Origin of the sequence: Nocardioides campestrisoli (genome assembly GCF_013624435.2) — a bacterium.
Lineage (GTDB): Bacteria > Actinomycetota > Actinomycetes > Propionibacteriales > Nocardioidaceae > Nocardioides > Nocardioides campestrisoli.
The window spans coordinates 3,363,376-3,382,257 of sequence record NZ_CP061768.1 but is presented as its reverse complement, the minus strand read 5'-3'; the positions used below and the strand labels follow the sequence as shown (position 1 = coordinate 3,382,257).

The window sequence follows — 18,882 nt, the reverse complement described above, 5'->3', positions numbered from 1 at the left end:
CCAGAGAGTCCGGTTGCCCCCGCCGCGGACTTGCGTCGCTGGAACGTACTGAGACCTGGGTCACGACGCAAGGTGTCCGGCACCGGTGGTCCAGACGTGGGGGCCTGACAGACTGGCCCGGTGACCTACCCGTTCCTCAAGGGGCACGGCACCGAGAACGACTTCGTGCTGCTGCCCGACCACGACGGCTCCGTGCACGGCGACCTCGCAGCGGAGCGCGTGCGCGCGCTCTGCGACCGGCGAGCCGGGATCGGCGCGGACGGCGTGCTGCGCGTGCTGCGGACCGCGGACCCGGCAGCCGCCGGGGCGGAGTGGTTCATGGACTACCGCAACGCCGACGGGTCGCTCAGCGAGATGTGCGGCAACGGGCTGCGCGTCTTCGTCCGGCACCTGGTCGACGAGGGCCTGGTCCCGGCCGGTGAGCTGGTCCCGGTGGCCACCCGCGACGGGGTGAAGGTCTGCTTGGTCGAGGGCCACCTGGTGACCCTCGACATGGGGGCGCCGCGGGTGCTGGGCGAGACCTCGGTGACCGTCGGCGAGCGGTCCTGGCCCGCCCTCCAGATCGACATGGGCAACCCGCACGCGGTGGCCTTCGTCGACGACCTCGCCGACGCCGGCCCCCTGCTGGAGGCGCCCGGCCACGACCCGGCGGTCTTCCCCGACGGGGTCAACGTGGAGTTCGTGGTCCGCCGCGCCGACGGGCACGTGGCGATGCGGGTGCACGAACGCGGCTCGGGGGAGACCCGCAGTTGCGGCACCGGCGCCTGCGCGGTGATGGTCGCGGCCTCCCGGCTGGACGAGGCGCCCGGGCCCAGCAGCTACCGGGTCGACGTACCGGGCGGATCGCTCCGGGTCACCTGGACCGACGACCGGGTGCTGCTCACCGGCCCCGCGGTGATCGTCGCCCGCGGCGAGACCGACCTGTAGCACCCTCAGGCTGTGACGGACGCCGGTGCACGCCGCCCCGCGTCCTGCGCGCCCAGCGCTTCGGCGCGCTCCAGCCACGCAGCCCGACGGGCGTCGTCGGCGTGGCGGACGTCGGTGAACCGGCTGACCCGCACGGGCTTGATCCCGCAGAACTCCATGGTCCGCGCCTTCACCTGCTTGACGGTGGTGTCGCCGACGAGCGGCAGGTACCACCGGGGGGAGTCGGAGGTGACGACCAGGCGCCCGGTCCGCCCGCCGAGCAACCCCTCGGGGCGGCCGTCCTCGCGGTAGCGGAAGGCCCAGCCGATCTCGAGGGTGCGGTCGAAGAACCCCTTGAGCAGCGCGGGCACCGAGCCCCACCAGACCGGGGTCAGGACGGTGACGTGCTCGCTCCCGGCGAGCAGCTCGCGCGCCCGGACCAGGTCGGCCTCGAGCGGCTGGCCCGGCCGGTAGCCCCGGTGCAGGTCGGCGTCGAACGCCAGGTCGCGCAGGGCGAGGACGTCGGTCCCGGCCCCGGCCGCGTAACGCACGGCGAGGGCGGCGGTGAGGGAGGAGGGATCGGGGTGGCCGTCGATGACGAGGGTGCGGGTCATGGGTGTGCTCCTGGGGTGGGAAATCTAGACATTGCCAAGAATCTGGACAATGACAACATCGCGTACCATGTTGCTCGTGTCAAGATCTTCGGCCCGCTACCACCACGGCGACCTGCAGAACGCCCTCGAGGAGGCGGCCCTCGAGCTGCTCGAGACCGTCCCGGCGGGACGGATCAGCCTGCGCGAGGTGGCCAGGCGCGCCGGGGTGAGCCACAACGCGCCGTACCACCACTTCGGCGACCGCGCCGCCCTGCTCAAGGCCCTCGGGGTCCGGGCCATGGGTGACCTGGTCGCCGCCCAGGAGGAGGCGCTCGCTGCCGAGGAGGGGGTGGTCGCGAGGCTGACCGCCATGTTCGGCGCCTACGTCGAGTACGCCTGCGCGCACCCGCAGGCGTTCGCGCTGATCTTCGACCCGGAGTACTGCGTGCCCGGCAGCCCGTCGGAGGAGATGGCGGCCCTGATCTCGCGCAACGAGGAGCTGCTCGCGAGCGAGGTCGCCGACCTGGTCCGGCTGCCCCGGTTCGAGGGACGCGACCCGGAGGCGCTCGCCGCGGGCCTCTGGGCGACGGTGCACGGCATGTCCCAGCTGGTGGTGCTGGGCCACCTGCCGCGCACGGCCAGCAGGCACGCGCTCACCGCCCTGCTCGCCTGAGAGCCAGGCCCCGAGGCGGGACTATCCGGTGTCGGCCGAGCGTTGTGGGTACACATAACGGGTCGCGGCAGCCGCTCCCGAGACCTACAGTGAAGGGCATATGACGAACGCACGAGACTTCTCCCTCGCCGACCAGCTCGACGCCACGCGCGACTGGGAGGACGAGGACCACGACGCCGATCACGACGCCGACACCGACGCCGACACCGAGTTCGCCTCCGGCTACGCCGACGAGCCCGATCCCGAGGAGCCGGAGGAGTCCGTCGGGGCGATGGACCTGGCCGAGCGGCACGCGCTCAAGCGCGTGGCCGGCCTCTCCACCGAGCTCGAGGACATCACCGAGGTCGAGTACCGCCAGCTCCGGCTGGAGCGGGTCGTCCTGGTCGGGGTGTGGACCGAGGGCTCGGTCGAGGACGCGGAGAACTCGATGGCCGAGCTCGCGCTGCTCGCCGAGACCGCCGGGTCGGAGGTGCTGGAGGCGATCTACCAACGCCGGCAGAAGCCGGACCCCGCGACGTACATCGGACGCGGCAAGGTCGACGGCCTGCGCGAAATCGTCGCCGCCAGCGGCGCCGACACGGTGATCTGCGACGGCGAGCTGGCGCCCAGCCAGCTGAGGAACCTCGAGGACCGGCTCAAGGTCAAGGTGGTCGACCGGACCGCGCTGATCCTCGACATCTTCGCCCAGCACGCGAAGTCCCGCGAGGGCCAGGCCCAGGTCGAGCTCGCGCAGCTCACCTACATGAAGCAGCGGCTGCGCGGCTGGGGCGGCAACCTGTCGCGCCAGGCCGGTGGCCGGGTCTCCGGCGGTGAGGGAATCGGTGGCCGCGGCCCCGGTGAGACGAAGATCGAGACCGACCGGCGCCGGATCAACGACAAGATCGCCAAGCTGCGTCGTGAGCTCAAGGCGATGAAGGGCACCCGCGACAACAAGCGGGCCCAGCGCCAGCGCAACCAGATCCCGAGCGTGGCGATCGCCGGCTACACCAACGCCGGCAAGTCCTCGCTGCTCAACCGGCTCACCGACGCCGGGGTGCTGGTCGAGGACGCGCTGTTCGCCACCCTGGACCCCACCACCCGGCGGACCACCACCGCCGACGGCCGGGTCTACACGATGAGCGACACGGTCGGCTTCGTCCGGCACCTGCCGCACCAGCTGGTCGAGGCGTTCCGCTCCACGCTGGAGGAGGTCTCCGACTCCGACCTGATCCTGCACGTGGTCGACGGCTCCCACCCCGACCCGGAGGGTCAGCTGGCGGCGGTCCGCGAGGTGTTCGCCGAGATCGGCGCCGACAAGGTGCCCGAGATCGTGGTGATCAACAAGGCCGACGCGGCCGACCCGATGGTCATCGCCCGGTTGCGCCAGCGCGAGCCGCACTGCGTGGTGGTCAGCGCCCGCACCGGCGAGGGCATCGAGCAGGCGCTGGCGGTGATCGAGCAGGAGCTGCCGCACCCGTCGGTGGAGTTCGACGCGCTGCTGCCCTACGAGCGGGGCGACCTGCTCAACCAGCTGCACCAGCACGGCGAGATCGACGAGCTCGAGCACACCGGGGCCGGCACCCGGGTGCGCGGGCGGGCGCATGAGGAGCTCGCGGGCGAGCTCGCGTCGTACGCCGTCTGAGCCCAGCACACGTGCACCCGATTTGCTGCTGTCCTTGCTCGACGAGCAGCAAATCGGGTGCACGTGCGCGTCCAGGGCCTAGTCCTGGCCGCGGAAGTGCGCCCGCCACGCGTCGCTCGGGCGCGCCGGGACGCCGGCCATCCCGCGGGCGCGGAGCAGGCGGTGCACCCGCCGGACGGTCTCACCGGGCTGACGGTAGATGTCGGCCGAGGTGACCACGAGAAGACGCCAGCCCTCGTCCTCCAGGGACTCGCGCCGGCCCAGGTCGCGCTCCCACTGCTCGATCCGCTCCACGTGGTGGCGTCCGTCGTACTCGACCGCGACCCCGACCTCGGGGTAGCTCAGGTCGTAGCGCCGCAACAGCGCGCCCTCGACGTCGCGCACCACGAGGTTGACCTCGGGCTCCGGTAGTCCGGCGAGCACCAGGAGCATCCGGGTCCGGGTCTCCATGGGGGAGTCGACCTGGTCGCGCACGTACGCCGCGGCCCGACGCGCTCGGACGGCGCCACGTCGCCCGCTGCCGTGGCAGGAGGCGCGCAGCCGGTCGGGGGAGAGCAGTCCCCGGCGCGCCATCTGGTCGCCGACCACGACCAGGTCGACCAGGCCGAGGGTCGAGGCCAGCTCGACGAAGGTCTGCGCGGGGGAGGAGACGGGCAAGCCGCCGACCGTGACCAGGTCGGGCTCACCGCTCGCGAGGTGGCACCGGATCCCGGCGGTACGACGGCGCTCCTCCCGTCGGCGGACGGTCACGTGCTCCTCGGCGTCCTGCGGAATCGCCACCCCGTGGATCCTGGCCGCGGACGCGTGGCTGGCGAAGGCCCCCGCCGGGTGCAGCCGCAGCGCCGCCTCCGCGCGGAGCCGGGCCGTGACCTGCACGCTGGCGCACAGGTGCAACCGCGGGAAGAGACGGACGAACCGCGGTCCCCGCAGCTGTGCGTCGGTGAGGCCGGCAGCGAGGGCCTCGGTGCGGGTGAACGGACGCCGTACGTCGAGCTCGGGCATGTCGCCCAGCCTGCCGAGGACGAAGCCATGGCGGTGCGGCTCGTCCACAGGTCCGCCGAAAATGGCCACGTGCACCCGTTCTGCTGCGGCGATCACCAGATCGACAGCAAGACGGGTGCACGTGGGCGAGGCGGGGACGCCGCAGCTCAGATGATGTCGCGCCCCTCCCGCCGCGCCGCACGCCAGTCGGAGACGAAGGCCCGGCTGAGGACGAAGAGGACGACGGCCACGATCACGGGCCAGATCAGGACGTAGAGGGTCAGGGCGGTGGTGGTCACGGTGCTGCTCCTTCTGCCCGCGCTCAGCGGACCGGGTCGAGGTCGTCGTCGAGGTCGTCGTCGGCCTGGTAGTCGCCGACGCGCTCCTTGACGGTGTCGAAGTCGAACGTCGCGCCGCCGGCCGCCGACATCGCCCAGCAGACGATGGTGCTGACCGAGTACGCGACCAGCGAGCCGCTCAGGGTGGCGTAGTCGTGGACCGCGCCGAGGGCGAACGGCGTGGCGACGACCGCCGCCAGCACGGCGGCCACCTTGGCGGGGCGAAGCCCGAGGAAGCCGAAGACCATCAGCCCCGCCACCACCCCGACGCCGATGATCGACAGCACGTCGACCACCAGGCCGGTGACGCCGTTCATCGGGACCAGGGAGAACCGCACCGGCAGGAAGACCGCGAGCGCGGCGAGCACGGAGACGGTGAAGGCCTTGTTGGTGACCTTCTCCCAGTAGAAGCTGGCGATCACCGGGAAGACCAGGGCGCCCCACAGTGCGCCGACGAAGACCAGCAGGTCGAGGATGTTGAGCTGGAGGCTGGCGAAGGCGATCGCGATCGCCGTCGCGGCGACCATGGTGCCCCGCCCGACCAGCAGCATGGTGCGCGGGTTCGCACCCGCCCGGCCGGCGACGTTCTGCCCGTAGACGTCGGCCATCACGATCGAGGAGAGTGCCGAGAGGTCGGAGTCGGCGGTGGAGGAGAGGGCGCCGACGATCATGATGAAGAAGACGGCGACCAGGATGCCCGGCAGGTACGACGTGGCCATCTGCGGCACCAGGTTGTTGACGTCGCCGCCCTCGGGCTCGATCCCGAGATAGAGCGCGAGCACGCCGAGCATCCCGATCCCGATCACCATCGCGCCGTAGCCGACGGTGGCGGTGATGAAGGTGGGCTTGATCAGGTCCTCACGGACGGCGAAGAGCCGCTGCGCGATGGTCTGGTTGCCGATCGCGTAGGCCAGCACGGCGGCGATGTACGGCGCGCCCTGCTCCAGGAAGGCGGTGCTGGAGAAGAAGCTGCCCTGCTGCGAGGTCAGGTTGCCGGCGCCGGTCTCGAACGCCGCCGGGAACCCCGCGGCGAAGAAGATCACCGGGACGATCACCGCGACCGCCCCGAGCATCGCCACGACCTGGACGAAGTCGGTCAGCACGGAGGCGCGGAAGCCTGACCAGAGCGTGTAGAGCAGCACGCCGCCGGCCACCATGAAGACGCCCTGGACGAAGGTGAACGGGGAGAGCAGCGAGATCAGCACGCCGCCGGCGATGAAGTTGGACATCAGGCTGATCAGGCTGCCGACGACGTTGGAGCCGGCGAGCAGGAGCTGGCTGGACCGCCCGTGGCGCACGTGCAGCACCTCGGCCAGGGTGTGCGCCCGGGGCGCGACCGCCCGGATCCGCTTCCCGAACGGGTAGATGAACAGGATCATCAGGGCGCCCCAGAACCCGTAGTGGATCGGGCCGGAGAGGCCGTAGGTGTAGCCCGAGGTCGCCGAGGCGTACATGGAGGAGGCCCAGATCCAGGTGGCGGTCATGCTGGCTGCGGAGATCCCGAAGCCGATGCCGTGGCCTGCGGTCATGTAGCCGTCGGCACTCTCCTGCTTCTTCCCGATCCGGGTGGAGATCCAGAAGGTCCCGCCGTAGAAGGCGAGCAGCAGGAGCAGGACTGTCCCGGCTCCGAACGTCACGGTGTCGATCTGGTTCAACTCATCGCTCCTCCGCGCCGGAGTGCGAGGCAGCGCCCCGCCACGGGACCGCCTGAGCAGGTCCGCAGATGGCGGCGAGCGAACGGCCTGGATCGGCCGGACGTCGGGGTCGGTCCCCGAGAGGCGCACCTCGGAAGCCCACCCAGGAACGTCAGTCCGGGGGCTCGGCGCCGGGTCACCGTAACAACCGGACGAGACGCTCGCCACTCCGGGAACTCCGCCCGGTCCACGCTCGTTGGATCCCCGGGTCGCCCCGGATTGGGTCGCCCCGACCGGCTAGGGAAAGATGCGTCGCATGTCACGTGGTGCTTGGATCCGCTTCGTTCTCGTGCTCGGCCTCCTCGTCGGGTGCGCGGTTCTCGCACTCAACAAGGAGCCCCGCCTGGGTCTGGACCTCAGCGGTGGTACGTCGATCACGCTCGAGACCAAGGACTCCCCGTCGGGGGTGGAGGCGAACGGTGCGAACACCGACCGCGCCGTCGAGGTGCTCCGTGGCCGAGTCGACGCCCTCGGCGTCTCCGAGCCGACCCTCGTCCGCTCCGGCGAGAACCGGATCCTGGTCGAGCTGCCCGACGTGCAGGACTCCGAGCAGGCGGTCAACACGATCGGCCGGACCGCTCAGCTGACCGTCCACCCCGTCGTCCAGGGCGGACTGACCAGCACCGACGAGAAGCCCTCGAAGAAGGGCAACCTGCTGGTGCCCAGCGAGCAGGGCGACGTGCTCGAGGTCGGGCCCGCGGTGATGGAGGGCAACGACATCACCGGCGCGGAGGCGGTGCAGCCGCAGAACAGCACCGGCTGGGCGGTCGCCGTCGACTTCTCCGGCACCGGCTCCGACGCCTTCGAGAAGCTCTCCGGCGACGCGGCCTGCGCGACCGGAGACCAGCGCCGGATCGCGATCGTCCTGGACGGCAAGGTCATCTCCTCGCCCGAGGTCCAGGTCGCCTGCGGCAGCTCCATCATCGGCTCCACCCAGATCACCGGAAACTTCTCCGTCGCCGAGGCGCGCGAGCTCGCCATCCTGATCGAGGGCGGCGCCCTGCCCCTGCCGGTCGAGGTGATCTCGGTCAGCGAGGTCGGCCCGACGCTGGGCGAGGCCGCGATCGACGCCTCGATCCAGGCCGGGATCATCGGTCTGATCCTCACCGGGCTCTTCATCATCTTCGTCTACCGCTTCGTCGGCTTCCTGGCCACGATCGCGCTGGCCTCCTACGCGCTGCTGGCCTACGCGATGCTGATCGGGCTCGGCTCCACGCTGACGCTGCCCGGCCTGGCCGGTTTCGTGCTCGCCATCGGCATGGCGATCGACGCCAACGTGCTGGTCTTCGAGCGAGCGCGTGAGGAGTACGAGGCGAACCCGTCCGCCGGCCTGCGCCGGGCGCTGATGATCGGCTTCAACAAGGCGTGGACGGCGATCATCGACTCCAACGTCACCACCCTGCTCGCCGCCGGCCTGCTGTTCTTCCTCGGCTCCGGGCCGATCAAGGGCTTCGGTGTCACGCTGAGCATCGGTGTCGTCGCCTCGATGGTCTCCGCGCTGATCATCGCCCGGGTGCTCACCGAGCTCGGCGTCAGCAACAAGTGGATCTCCCGGCACCCGAAGGTCTCGGGCATCGGCGACATCGGCCGGGTCCGCACCTGGCTGGAGCGCAAGAACCCGCAGCTGATGGTCAAGCGCGCCCTGTGGCTGGCGATCTCCGGCGTGGTCACCCTGGTGGCCCTGGCCGGCATCGTGGTCAACGGGCTCAACCTGGGCGTCGAGTTCAGCGGTGGCCGGGTGATGGAGTTCTCCACCACCCAGCCGGTCGACGTCGACGAGGCACGCGACGCCGTCTCCGACGCGGGCTTCGAGACCGCCACGGTCCAGCAGTCCGACCAGGAGAACATCACCGTCCGCACCGGCGAGATCAGCAACGACGAGGCGGAGGAGATCCGCACGGCGCTGGCCGAGATCGGCGGGGACGCCGAGGAGGTCCGCGACGAGGCGATTAGCGCCTCCTTCGGCAACGAGCTGCGGGACAAGGCGATCATCGCCTTCGGCATCGCCTTCGCGGCCCAGCTGATCTACCTCGCCATCCGGTTCAAGTGGACCTTCGGCCTGAGCGCGGTGATCGCGATGGCCCACGACGTGCTGATCGTGGTCGGGCTCTTCGCCTGGCTGCAGAAGCCGATCGACGGCATCTTCCTGGCCGCGGCGATGACCATCATCGGTCTCTCGGTCAACGACACCGTGGTCGTCTTCGACCGGATCCGCGAGCGCTGGCGGGGCTCCAAGCCCGGGGAGCTCTTCCGTGACATGGCCAACAAGGCCGCGGTGGAGACGCTCCCGCGCACGGTCAACACGGGTCTGGGCACCATGTTCATCCTGGCCGCGCTCGCGGTCCTCGGCGGCGACTCGCTGCGCGACTTCGCGATCGCCCTGCTCGTGGGCCTCGTGGTGGGCACCTACAGCTCGGTCTTCACCGCGACCCCACTGGTCACCTACCTGCAGGAGCGGTGGCCGATGAGCAAGGAGACCAAGGTCAAGGTCGAGCGGGCCCCCGACGACTCCGGTGCCGTCGTCTGAGCGTCGGCGGTCCCGACTAGGGTTCACGGGTGCCTGATTCCGTCCGGAAGGTCCTGAGCGACGCCGTCACCGCCCTGGGTGGCCAGGAGCGGGACGGTCAGGTCGCGATGGCCGACGCGGTCGCCGAGGCGATGGCCAAGGGCGAGCACCTGCTCGTCCAGGCCGGCACCGGCACCGGCAAGTCGTTGGCCTACCTGGTCCCGAGCCTCCTGCACGACACCAGGGTGGTGGTCGCCACCGCCACCCTGGCGCTCCAGCACCAGCTGGTCGAGCGGGACATCCCGCGGCTGGTCGAGGCGGTCGGGGACCGGCTCGACGCGTCGTACGCGGTGCTCAAGGGGCGCTCCAACTACGCCTGTCTGCACCGGGTGCGCGAGGGTGTGCCCGACGAGCAGGGCGTGCTGGTCGACGTGCCCGCGGGCTCGATGGGCGCCGAGGTGCTCGAGCTGCGCGCCTGGGCGGAGAAGGAGTCCGAGCAGGGCGGCACGGGGGAGCGCGACCACGCGCCCCGGCACACCGACCGGACCTGGCGCCAGGTCAGCGTCAACCACCGCGAGTGCCTGGGCGCGGCCCGCTGCGCCTTCGCCCAGGAGTGCTTCGCGGAGCGGGCCAAGGAGAAGGCGGCCCAGTCCCACCTGATCGTCACCAACCACTCGCTGCTCGCGATCGACGCGATCGAGGGGGTGCCGATGATCCCGGAGTACGACGTGGTGGTCATCGACGAGGCGCACGAGCTGACCGCGCGGGTCACGCAGGCGGCCACCGACGAGCTGAGCGTCGCCGACGTCGAGCGGGCGGCCCGCCGGGCCTCCCGCTTCGTCGAGGACCAGACCAGCACCTCCCACCCGGCCGATGACCTGGCCGACGCTGCCGAGGCGCTCGCCGACGCGCTGGCGATGACCCCCGGCGGGCGGATCGACTCCGCGAGCGAGCAGCTCAGCGACGCCCTCGTGCTGGTCCGGGACGCCGCACGCGCGGTGGTCTCGGCGTTCGGCAAGGAGGACAAGGCCGCCAAGGACGCGGACGCCGCCCGAACCCAGGCCAAGGGGCTGGCCCAGGAGGTCTTCGTCACCGCCGAGCGGATGGCCGCGGGCAGCGACGCCGACGTGCTGTGGCTCAACGAGGCCCGGGAGCGGATGCCCGCCCGGTTGGCGGTGGCGCCGCTGCAGGTGTGGGCGCAGATGCGCGATCGGCTGCTCACCGACAAGACGGTGGTCTTCACCTCCGCCACCCTGATGCTCGGCGGCGACTTCAGCTCGGTGGCCGGCAGCGTGGGGCTCAAGCCCTCGGAGCGGATCGACACCGGGGCGCCCCAGGCCGCCGACGACAAGGCCCTGCCGTGGCGCGGTCTCGACGTCGGCTCGCCGTTCGACTACGGCCGCCAGGGCATCCTCTACCTGGCGCGACAGCTTCCCCCGCCGGGACGGGACGGGCTCGGCCCCGCGCACCTGGACGAGATCGTCGACCTGGTCGACGCGGCGGGGGGTCGCGCGCTGGGTCTCTTCTCCTCCCGGCGGGCGGCGGAGGCCGCGGCCGAGGTGGTGCGCGAGCGGCTGCCGCACCTGACCACGCTGGTCCAGGGGGAGGCTCAGCTCCCCGAGCTCTCCCGGCAGTTCGTCGAGGACCCGCACACCTGCCTGTTCGGGACGCTGAGCCTGTGGCAGGGCCTCGACGTGCCGGGCGACACCTGTCAGCTGGTGCTGATCGACCGGATCCCGTTCCCGCGGCCCGACGACCCGCTGATGTCGGCCCGGCAGCGCGCGGCGGACCGGGCCGGTGGCAACGGGTTCATGCAGGTGGCCGCCACGCACGCGGCGCTGCTGCTGGCCCAGGGTGCCGGGCGACTGATCCGCACCACGTCGGACCGTGGGGTGGTCGCCATCCTGGACTCCCGGCTCGCGACGGCTCGCTACGGCGGTTTCCTCAAGGCGAGCCTGCCGCCGATGTGGACGACGACGGACCCGCAGGTGGTGCGCAAGGCGCTGAGCCGGCTCGCGGCCTCGGCTCAGTAGCCGAGGATCTGGTAGTCGCGCCGGTACATCCGGCGCACCCACTTCTCCAGCTCGGCCGAGGCCTCCCGGCGCTGTCCGGGGGCGGCGGTCTGGTTCTGCGGGTTCGCCGGCACCGCGGGGGCGCCCACCTGCTCGCAGACCTCGGCGAAGTCCCGGTCGAAGGACTCCAGCCGCCCGACGAAGTCCACCTGGCTGAGGTCGACGAGCCTGGTCTGCAGGGCCAGGTGCTGGTCGGTGCCGGGCACCGCGGCCAGGTCCTGGGTGCTCACCCACCGCGCGAACTCCACGACGTCCTGCATCCGCTTGTACGTCGCGGCGTCGAACCGGAAGTAGTTGTGGTTGACGACCTTGTCGTGCCACGCGGAGACGAACCGGTCCAGCGGGTCCCGGACGAAGGCGAACTTGAAGTAGTCCGAGAACGTCGACGTCGGGTAGTGGATCCGCATGGCGTGGTCGACGTCCATCGTCACCGAGTGCGCGGCGAAGTGGTGCCGGACCGTGCGGGTGGCCACCTTGGCCACCCGGTACCAGACGAACCGGTGGCTGTGGCTGATGGTCAGGTTGTAGCCGAGCGGGGAGAGCCAGCCCGTCTCGGCGCTCCGCTCACCGAGGTCGCGGACCAGGGTGGAGGCGTCGGCGGTCAGCTTGAACCGGTCGTCGGGCCGGGTCCGGAAGAGCTCGGGTGCCGGGGGCGCCGGTGGCTCTCCGCGGGACCCGCGCCCGCGGTCGTGCTGGTCTCGTCGGCTTCGGCGCATCGCCGGTGAGGCTACACGAGCGACGACCCTCACATCCGGCGCAGGACCGCCGTGACCTTGCCCAGGATCGTGGCGTGCGTGCCGTCGATCGGCTCGTAGGCGTCGTTGTGGGGGAGCAGCCAGACCTGGCCGTCCTTGCGCTGGAAGGTCTTGACCGTGGCCTCGCCGTCGATCATCGCCGCGACGATCTCTCCGTTGGCGGCCTCCGGCTGCTGGCGGATCACCACGTAGTCGCCGTGGCAGATGGCCGCATCGATCATCGAGTCGCCCGAGACCTCGAGCAGGAACAGGGTGCCGTCGCCGACCAGCTGCTTGGGCAGCGGGAAGACGTCCTCGACCCGCTCCTCGGCGAGGATCGGCCCGCCCGCGGCGATCCGGCCCACGACGGGGACGTACTGCGCGGCGGGCATCGAGTCGCCGATCCCCGTGGGGTCCACGCTCGCCTCGTCGGCGTTGCCCATCGCCCGCCGGGCGGCCATCATCTCGGGCAGGAAGACCTCGAGGGCGCGGGGCCGGTTGGGGTCGCGCTTGAGGTAGCCCTTCTCCTCCAGCACCTTGAGCTGGTGCGCGACGCTGCTCGAGCTGGTCAGCCCGACCGCCTGGCCGATCTCGCGCATGCTCGGCGGGTAGCCGCGCTGCTCGAAGGAGTCCTTGATGGTGGAGAGGATGCGCTGCTGGCGCGGGGTCAGCCCGGTGGCGTCCGGAGGACCGTCCGGCATCGGCACGACCTTGCCGCTGGTCTCGCGCGTCTTCGCCATCCTGGTGCCTCCTGGGGGTGGTGCGGGCTCGTGCCCTCACCGTAGTGCTCCAGCAGGCCTACTTCAAACAGGTGTTCGAAGACCGCGTGTCGTCAGTCCTCCGGCGTCCAGCCCCAGGTGACCAGCTCGAAGCCGGTGCGGAAGCCCAGTGCCACCAGCGCCTGGTACGTCGAGTCGGTGCCGATCACGGTGGCCGTGCCGGCACCGGTCTCCCGGGCCCGGTTCATCATCGTGCCGGTGAGCGCGTGCTCGATCCCGCGCCCGCGGGCCTGGGCCAGCGTCGTCACGTTCCCGAACATGACGCTGCCGTCGCGACGGTGGGAGCTGCCGGCCCCCTGCGGCTCGCCGGTGAACATGCTGCGAGCCACGAAGAACTGGTGGTCGGCCGGGTCGAGCGTGTCCAGGAAGCCGAGGTGGCTCGCGCTGGCCGAGGCCGAGAGGCCGAGACCGGCGAAGATCGTCGCGGCGGCGGGCTCGGTGTGGTCGGGCCAGGCCACGTCGATGTAGACGTGCTCGGGAGTCAGCGGGTCGATCGGGTGCTCGAGGTTGACGTGCATCGCCGGCGCCTGGTGCGGCGTCAGCCCGGCCTGGGCCAGCGTCGCCTCCAAGGCCGGGGTGGTGGTCTCCGGGGTGGTCACCCACTGGAACGGCAGGCCACGCTGCCGGAACGGCTCCAGCAGCTCGGGGACCCGCGTGGGCACGTCGGCGGAGGCGATCCGCGCCGTGGCGATCACGTTGCACGCGGCCAGCGGCAGGTGGGACCAGTAGACCGTGGCGTCCGGCTCGTCGCTGGTCGTAAAGACCGGGGACTTCGACACCGCGGCATGGAAGGCCGCGAGGTCGGCCTCGATGGTCTCCATGGGGGTGGTCAGGAGATCGCGCATGTGCAGGACGCTATGCGCGGGACCAACGGCCCGCATGCCTCAAACTGGTGACATCCCCTGTGTCATGGCCGGGGGCCCCGCGTAGCCGGTGTCGGTGCGACACGCCCTTCGAACAGTTGTTCGCCCAGATGCTTGATTCGTTCGAACAGGTGCTCTAACGTCGCACATGTGTTCGATCGAACGTCTGATCGAGACCATCCCGCCAGTCGCTCCCAGCAGGACTGTCGGAGGTCGCGACTAGACATCAGGTCGACAGCGATCCACCGGCTGACCGCCACTTCCCCAGGAGGTCCCAGATGAGCACCATGACCCTCGAGCACCCCGTCCGCCTCGCGACGGTGCACGAGCTGCGCCCGGCCGCCTGCGGTCCGGCGCCCGCCGTGCCCGTCCAGCGCGGCGCGGTGCGGCCTGAGGCTCGTCGCCAACAGGGCTCCGTGCGGCTCACCCGCCGCGGTCGTCTGGTCGTCTTCCTCACCTCGCTGGTCGCCGTGCTGGTCGCCGGCGTCGTCTTCGGCGCCGTCTCGGTGGCGACCGACAAGGAGGGCGTCGCGCCCGCGACGCAGGTCGTCATGGTCGACGAGGGCGACACCCTGTGGGGGATCGCGGCCGAGATCGCCGACGACGGCGACGTGCGCGCGGTGATGAACGAGATCGAGCAGCTCAACGCGCTCGACTCGAGCGTGGTGATGCTGGGCCAGGAGCTCCGCGTCCCGCTCGAGGGCTGACGCCCGGATCGCTCATCTCACAGACCCACAACTGAATAGCTTCCGCCGGTCGACTCGACCCCGGCCGGCGGAGCGGGGAAGAGGAGAGGCGGGGCCTGCGGGCCCCGCCTCTTCGTCTCTGGTCAGCGGGCGGCGCGTCGTCCGCCGGGCTTCCGGGGCGGCGGCTGGGGGCCGGGTGTGGGCTCCTCGGTGTCCTCGTCCCCGCCCTGCGCGGGGTTGCGCGCCAGCCCCAGCGCTGCGCTGAGCCGGGAGGCGAGCAGGAGCCCGACGAAGAGGCACGCCATCGCGCCGAGCGAGGCCAGTGCCAGCAGCGCCCATCCGGTCGAGCTCCCGCTCCGGGCGGAGGTGCCGAAGTCGATGGCCGTGTAGACGAGGTATCCCCAGGCGACTACGCAGGCGGTGATCCCCGCTGCCAGCGCGGCGATGCTGGTGTTGACCGAGGGGCCGGAACGCCTGGGCGCCGCTCGCCTCGCTCCAGCACGCTTCCCGGTCGCCACCTCCTCATTGTGACAGGTGCGTCGCGACGGTGGTCCAGAGCGCTTCGGTCGCCCGCCACGCCCCTGACCTGCGGCTTTGCCGGGGGAGCGGAGGTGGTGAAAAACAGCCTCGGCGTGTTGGGCCGTTCGGCTTGCACCCGTGGTGTCGGCGACGTACGGTTACCACTACATCTAGTACTTACACCGTTGTGGTTCTCCACATCTAGTCCACAGAGACTTCCCCGGACCCCACAGCGAGAACCGTTTCATCCACAGGAATCAGACACTCGTCCACAGGCGTTGAACCCTTAGCAGGGTGTTCTTCAGCGTGCCCGGACTTCACCCAGGGAGGGAGACCCCATGCACTGTCCGCACTGCCGGCACACCGACACGCGGGTCCTCGACTCCCGGGTCTCCGACGACGGCGGCCAGATCCGCCGCCGGCGTACCTGCCAGAGCTGTGGCAAGCGGTTCAGCACCGTCGAGCAGATGCAGCTGCTGGTCCTCAAGCGCTCCGGCGCCACCGAGCCCTTCACCCGCGACAAGGCGATCCACGGCGTGCGCAAGGCGTGCAAGGGTCGTCCGGTCACCGAGGACCAGCTCGCCTGCCTCGGCCAGGCCGTCGAGGACGCCCTGCGCAGCGAGGGGGTCGCCGAGGTGCCGGCCCACGAGGTGGGCCTGGCGATCCTGGCCCCGCTGCGCGAGCTCGACGAGGTCGCCTACCTGCGGTTCGCCTCCGTCTACCGCGCCTTCGAGAGCGCGGAGGACTTCGAGGCGGAGATCGCCATGCTGCGCGCAGAGCGCCCGCTGCCCGTCCCGACGGGATAGGCCCACGATCCGCCCGGCACGTAGTGGGGAAGCTGCGTGCCGGGCGCTCCACCCCAGGAGCACCCAGCAACACCCAGAGCACGACGTACGACGTACGACCAGCAAGACCGAACACGCGCCAGACCGACGCAACGAAGCCAGGACTGAGGAGATCCGCATGACGAAGACGGTGAACAAGGGGGGTCTGAAGATGCAGCGCGTCTTCAGCACGGCGGGCACGCACCCCTACGACGCGATCAACTGGGAGCGACGCGACGTCGTCCAGACCAACTGGAAGACCGGCGAGACCGTCTTCGAGCAGCGCGGAGTGGAGTTCCCCGACTTCTGGAGCGTCAACGCGTCGACCATCGTCACCACGAAGTACTTCCGTGGCGCGGTCGGCACCGACGCGCGTGAGTGGAGCCTCAAGCAGCTGATCGACCGCGTGGTGCACACCTACACCAAGGCGGGCAAGGAGCACGGCTACTTCGCGGCCGACGAGGACGCGGAGATCTTCGAGCACGAGCTCACCTGGCTGCTCGTCAACCAGTACTTCTCCTTCAACTCCCCGGTCTGGTTCAACGTCGGCACCTCCTCTCCCCAGCAGGTGTCCGCGTGCTTCATCCTCAGCGTCGACGACTCGATGGACTCGATCCTCAACTGGTACAAGGAGGAGGGGTTCATCTTCAAGGGCGGCTCTGGCGCCGGCCTCAACCTCTCCCGCATCCGCTCCTCCAAGGAGCTGCTCTCCTCGGGTGGCACCGCCTCCGGTCCGGTCTCCTTCATGCGCGGCGCGGACGCCTCCGCGGGCACCATCAAGTCGGGCGGCGCCACGCGTCGTGCGGCCAAGATGGTCGTCCTGGACGTCGACCACCCCGACATCGTCGAGTTCGTCGAGACCAAGGCGCGCGAGGAGGACAAGATCCGCGCCCTGCGCGACGCCGGGTTCGACATGGACCTGGGCGGCAAGGACATCACCTCCGTGCAGTACCAGAACGCCAACAACTCGGTGCGGGTCAGCGACGAGTTCATGCGCGCGGTCGAGGACGGCCGTGAGTTCGGGCTGCGCGCCCGCGACACCGGCGAGGTCATCGAGACCGTCGACGCCCGCGAGCTGTTCGCCAAGATCAGCAAGGCCGCCTGGGAGTGCGCCGACCCGGGTCTGCAGTACGACGACACGATCAACGACTGGCACACCAACCCCGAGACGGGCCGGATCACCGCGTCCAACCCGTGCTCGGAGTACATGTCGCTCGACAACTCCTCGTGCAACCTGGCGTCGCTCAACCTGCTGAAGTTCCTCAAGGACGACGACACCTTCGACGCCGAGCTGTTCGCGAAGGCGGTGGAGTTCATCATCACCGCGATGGACATCTCCATCTGCTTCGCCGACTTCCCGACCGAGTCGATCGGCAAGACCACCGTCGACTACCGCCAGCTCGGCATCGGCTACGCCAACCTCGGCGCCCTGCTGATGGCGATGGGCCTGGGCTACGACTCCGAGGGTGGCCGCTCGATGGCCGCGACGATCACCAGCCTGATGACCGGTACGTCGTACAAGCGCTCGGCCGAGCTCGCCGCGATCGTCGGCCCGTACGCCGGCTACCAGCGCAACGCCGACGCCCACAAGCGGGTCATGCGCAAGCACCAGTCGGCCAACGACCAGGTGCGGGTGCTGCACACCGAGGACGGCCGGGTGCACAAGCTGGCGACCAAGGCGTGGGCCGACGTGATCAAGCTGGGCGAGAAGAACGGCTTCCGCAACGCGCAGGCCTCGGTGCTCGCGCCCACCGGCACCATCGGCTTCATGATGGACTGCGACACCACCGGCATCGAGCCCGACTTCTCCCTGGTGAAGTTCAAGAAGCTCGTCGGCGGCGGCTCGATGCAGATCGTCAACCAGACCGTGCCGCGGTCGCTGAAGAAGCTGGGCTACCAGCCGGAGCAGGTCGAGGCGATCGTCGCCTACATCGCCGAGCACGGTCACGTGATCGACGCGCCGGGCCTCAAGCAGGAGCACTACGAGGTCTACGACACCGCGATGGGTGCGCGTGCGCTGGCCCCGATGGGCCACGTGCGGATGATGGCGGCCTGCCAGCCGTTCCTCTCGGGCGCCATCTCCAAGACGGTGAACCTGCCCGAGACCGCCACGGTCGAGGAGATCTCCGACATCTACCTGCAGTCGTGGAAGCTGGGGCTCAAGGCCACGGCCGTCTACCGCGACAACTGCAAGGTCGGCCAGCCGCTGTCGGGCGGCAAGGGCGAGAACAAGGGCACCGACTCGAACGCCAAGGCCGCCGTCGCCGCGGTCGAGCCGACCGTGGTGGAGAAGGTCGTCTACGCCCCCACCCGCAAGCGCCTGCCGAAGTCGCGCGTCTCCCGGACCACGTCGTTCACCGTCGGTGGCGCCGAGGGCTACATGACCTCGGGTGCGCACGACGACGGCGAGCTCGGCGAGGTCTTCCTCAAGCTCGGCAAGCAGGGCTCGACCCTGGCCGGCGTGATGGACGCCTTCTCGATCGCCGTGTCGATCGGCCTGCAGTACGGCGTCCCGCTGGAGACCTACGTCTCGAAGTTCACCAACCTGCGCTTCGAGCCCGCCGGCCTCACCGACGACCCGGACGTGCGGATGGCGCAGTCGATCATGGACTACATCTTCCGCCGCCTGGCGCTGGACTACATGTCCTTCGAGGACCGCTCGATGCTCGGCATCTACTCCGCCGACGAGCGTCAGCGCCACCTCGAGACCGGCTCCTACGAGCCGATCGTCGAGATCAGCGAGGCCGAGGCCCTGAAGACCGACGCCCCCGCGTCCGAGCCTGTCGAGGCCACCTCCTCGCTGCAGGACGTCGAGACCAAGGACACCCACGGCGCCGAGGCCCGCGAGGTCCCCGCCAAGCCGACCACCGGCGAGGCGCACACCTCCGCCGAGCTGTTCGAGAAGCTCACCGGGACCGCGGTCGACAGCCCGCTCTGCATGACGTGTGGGACCAAGATGCGTCCGGCCGGCTCGTGCTACGTGTGCGAGGGCTGCGGGAGCACCTCGGGCTGCTCGTGATGGATCGGTAGCGCGACAGCCTGAATAGACGCTGCAACGGAGCCCCTGAGGAAAATCCTCAGGGGCTCCGTTGT

The 18,882-nt window shown here is 70.5% G+C and carries 16 protein-coding genes; 8 read left to right on the top strand and 8 right to left on the bottom strand.

From position 1 onward, the window contains the following. Window positions 1–120 precede the first annotated feature (120 nt). Window positions 121–927, top strand: coding sequence for a diaminopimelate epimerase (dapF, locus tag H8838_RS15865; RefSeq protein ID WP_185994629.1), 807 nt, complete (start codon window positions 121–123; stop codon window positions 925–927). Window positions 928–932: 5 nt separating this feature from the next. Here the strand turns inward: dapF and H8838_RS15860 are convergent, their stop codons facing one another. Next, window positions 933–1,520, bottom strand: coding sequence for an NAD(P)H-dependent oxidoreductase (locus tag H8838_RS15860; protein WP_185994630.1), 588 nt, complete (start codon window positions 1,518–1,520; stop codon window positions 933–935). 76 nt (window positions 1,521–1,596) lie between these two features. Here H8838_RS15860 and H8838_RS15855 point away from each other — a divergent pair, with 76 nt between their 5' ends. Together H8838_RS15855 and hflX are read left to right on the top strand one after the other, a co-directional pair. Next, window positions 1,597–2,172, top strand: coding sequence for a TetR/AcrR family transcriptional regulator (locus H8838_RS15855; RefSeq protein WP_185994631.1), 576 nt, complete (start codon window positions 1,597–1,599; stop codon window positions 2,170–2,172). Between the two features lie 100 nt (window positions 2,173–2,272). Next, complete coding sequence (hflX, locus tag H8838_RS15850; RefSeq protein ID WP_185994632.1) at window positions 2,273–3,793, top strand: GTPase HflX; 1,521 nt, start codon at window positions 2,273–2,275, stop codon at window positions 3,791–3,793. A 78-nt stretch (window positions 3,794–3,871) separates the two neighbouring features. Here hflX and H8838_RS15845 read toward each other — a convergent pair whose 3' ends face one another. Genes H8838_RS15845 through H8838_RS15840 form a run of 3 tightly spaced genes read right to left on the bottom strand, consistent with a single transcriptional unit; the run spans window position 3,872 to window position 6,767 of the window. Then, window positions 3,872–4,891 (bottom strand): hypothetical protein, encoded by a 1,020-nt coding sequence (locus H8838_RS15845; RefSeq protein WP_224766182.1) that lies wholly within the window; start codon window positions 4,889–4,891, stop codon window positions 3,872–3,874. A gap of 50 nt (window positions 4,892–4,941) precedes the next feature. Further along, window positions 4,942–5,073 carry a putative transporter small subunit gene (locus H8838_RS20045; RefSeq protein WP_224766181.1) on the bottom strand — a complete coding sequence of 44 codons (132 nt, stop codon included), beginning with the start codon at window positions 5,071–5,073 and terminating at the stop codon, window positions 4,942–4,944. 23 nt (window positions 5,074–5,096) lie between these two features. Further along, window positions 5,097–6,767: a sodium:solute symporter family protein gene (locus H8838_RS15840; RefSeq protein WP_185994633.1), complete on the bottom strand. Its 1,671-nt coding sequence runs from the start codon at window positions 6,765–6,767 to the stop codon at window positions 5,097–5,099. Between the two features lie 295 nt (window positions 6,768–7,062). Here H8838_RS15840 and secD point away from each other — a divergent pair, with 295 nt between their 5' ends. Both secD and H8838_RS15830 read left to right on the top strand, forming a co-directional pair. Then, the gene (gene secD, locus H8838_RS15835; protein WP_185994634.1) at window positions 7,063–9,333 is read left to right on the top strand and encodes a protein translocase subunit SecD; all 2,271 of its coding nucleotides are present in this window, start codon (window positions 7,063–7,065) and stop codon (window positions 9,331–9,333) included. 29 nt (window positions 9,334–9,362) lie between these two features. Continuing rightward, window positions 9,363–11,345 carry an ATP-dependent DNA helicase gene (locus H8838_RS15830; RefSeq protein WP_181312540.1) on the top strand — a complete coding sequence of 661 codons (1,983 nt, stop codon included), beginning with the start codon at window positions 9,363–9,365 and terminating at the stop codon, window positions 11,343–11,345. Here the strand turns inward: H8838_RS15830 and H8838_RS15825 are convergent. From H8838_RS15825 to H8838_RS15815, 3 genes are all read right to left on the bottom strand, one after another. Next, window positions 11,339–12,100 (bottom strand): sulfotransferase family 2 domain-containing protein, encoded by a 762-nt coding sequence (locus H8838_RS15825; protein WP_181312541.1) that lies wholly within the window; start codon window positions 12,098–12,100, stop codon window positions 11,339–11,341. The two genes, H8838_RS15830 and H8838_RS15825, sit on opposite strands and share 7 nt — an antisense overlap. Before the next feature lie 29 nt (window positions 12,101–12,129). Further along, window positions 12,130–12,858, bottom strand: a complete 729-nt coding sequence (gene lexA, locus H8838_RS15820; RefSeq protein ID WP_181312542.1) for a transcriptional repressor LexA — start codon at window positions 12,856–12,858, stop codon at window positions 12,130–12,132. Window positions 12,859–12,950: 92 nt separating this feature from the next. Beyond that, window positions 12,951–13,742 carry a GNAT family N-acetyltransferase gene (locus H8838_RS15815; protein ID WP_185994635.1) on the bottom strand — a complete coding sequence of 264 codons (792 nt, stop codon included), beginning with the start codon at window positions 13,740–13,742 and terminating at the stop codon, window positions 12,951–12,953. Window positions 13,743–14,038: 296 nt separating this feature from the next. Here H8838_RS15815 and H8838_RS15810 point away from each other — a divergent pair, with 296 nt between their 5' ends. After that, the gene (locus H8838_RS15810; RefSeq protein ID WP_181312544.1) at window positions 14,039–14,467 is read left to right on the top strand and encodes a LysM peptidoglycan-binding domain-containing protein; all 429 of its coding nucleotides are present in this window, start codon (window positions 14,039–14,041) and stop codon (window positions 14,465–14,467) included. A 122-nt stretch (window positions 14,468–14,589) separates the two neighbouring features. Here H8838_RS15810 and H8838_RS15805 read toward each other — a convergent pair whose 3' ends face one another. After that, complete coding sequence (locus H8838_RS15805; RefSeq protein WP_181312545.1) at window positions 14,590–14,964, bottom strand: hypothetical protein; 375 nt, start codon at window positions 14,962–14,964, stop codon at window positions 14,590–14,592. 339 nt (window positions 14,965–15,303) lie between these two features. Here H8838_RS15805 and nrdR point away from each other — a divergent pair, with 339 nt between their 5' ends. Both nrdR and H8838_RS15795 read left to right on the top strand, forming a co-directional pair. Next, the gene (nrdR, locus tag H8838_RS15800; RefSeq protein WP_181312546.1) at window positions 15,304–15,771 is read left to right on the top strand and encodes a transcriptional regulator NrdR; all 468 of its coding nucleotides are present in this window, start codon (window positions 15,304–15,306) and stop codon (window positions 15,769–15,771) included. Window positions 15,772–15,928: 157 nt separating this feature from the next. Further along, the gene (locus H8838_RS15795; protein ID WP_397180992.1) at window positions 15,929–18,808 is read left to right on the top strand and encodes a vitamin B12-dependent ribonucleotide reductase; all 2,880 of its coding nucleotides are present in this window, start codon (window positions 15,929–15,931) and stop codon (window positions 18,806–18,808) included. The last annotated feature ends 74 nt before the right edge of the window (window positions 18,809–18,882 follow it).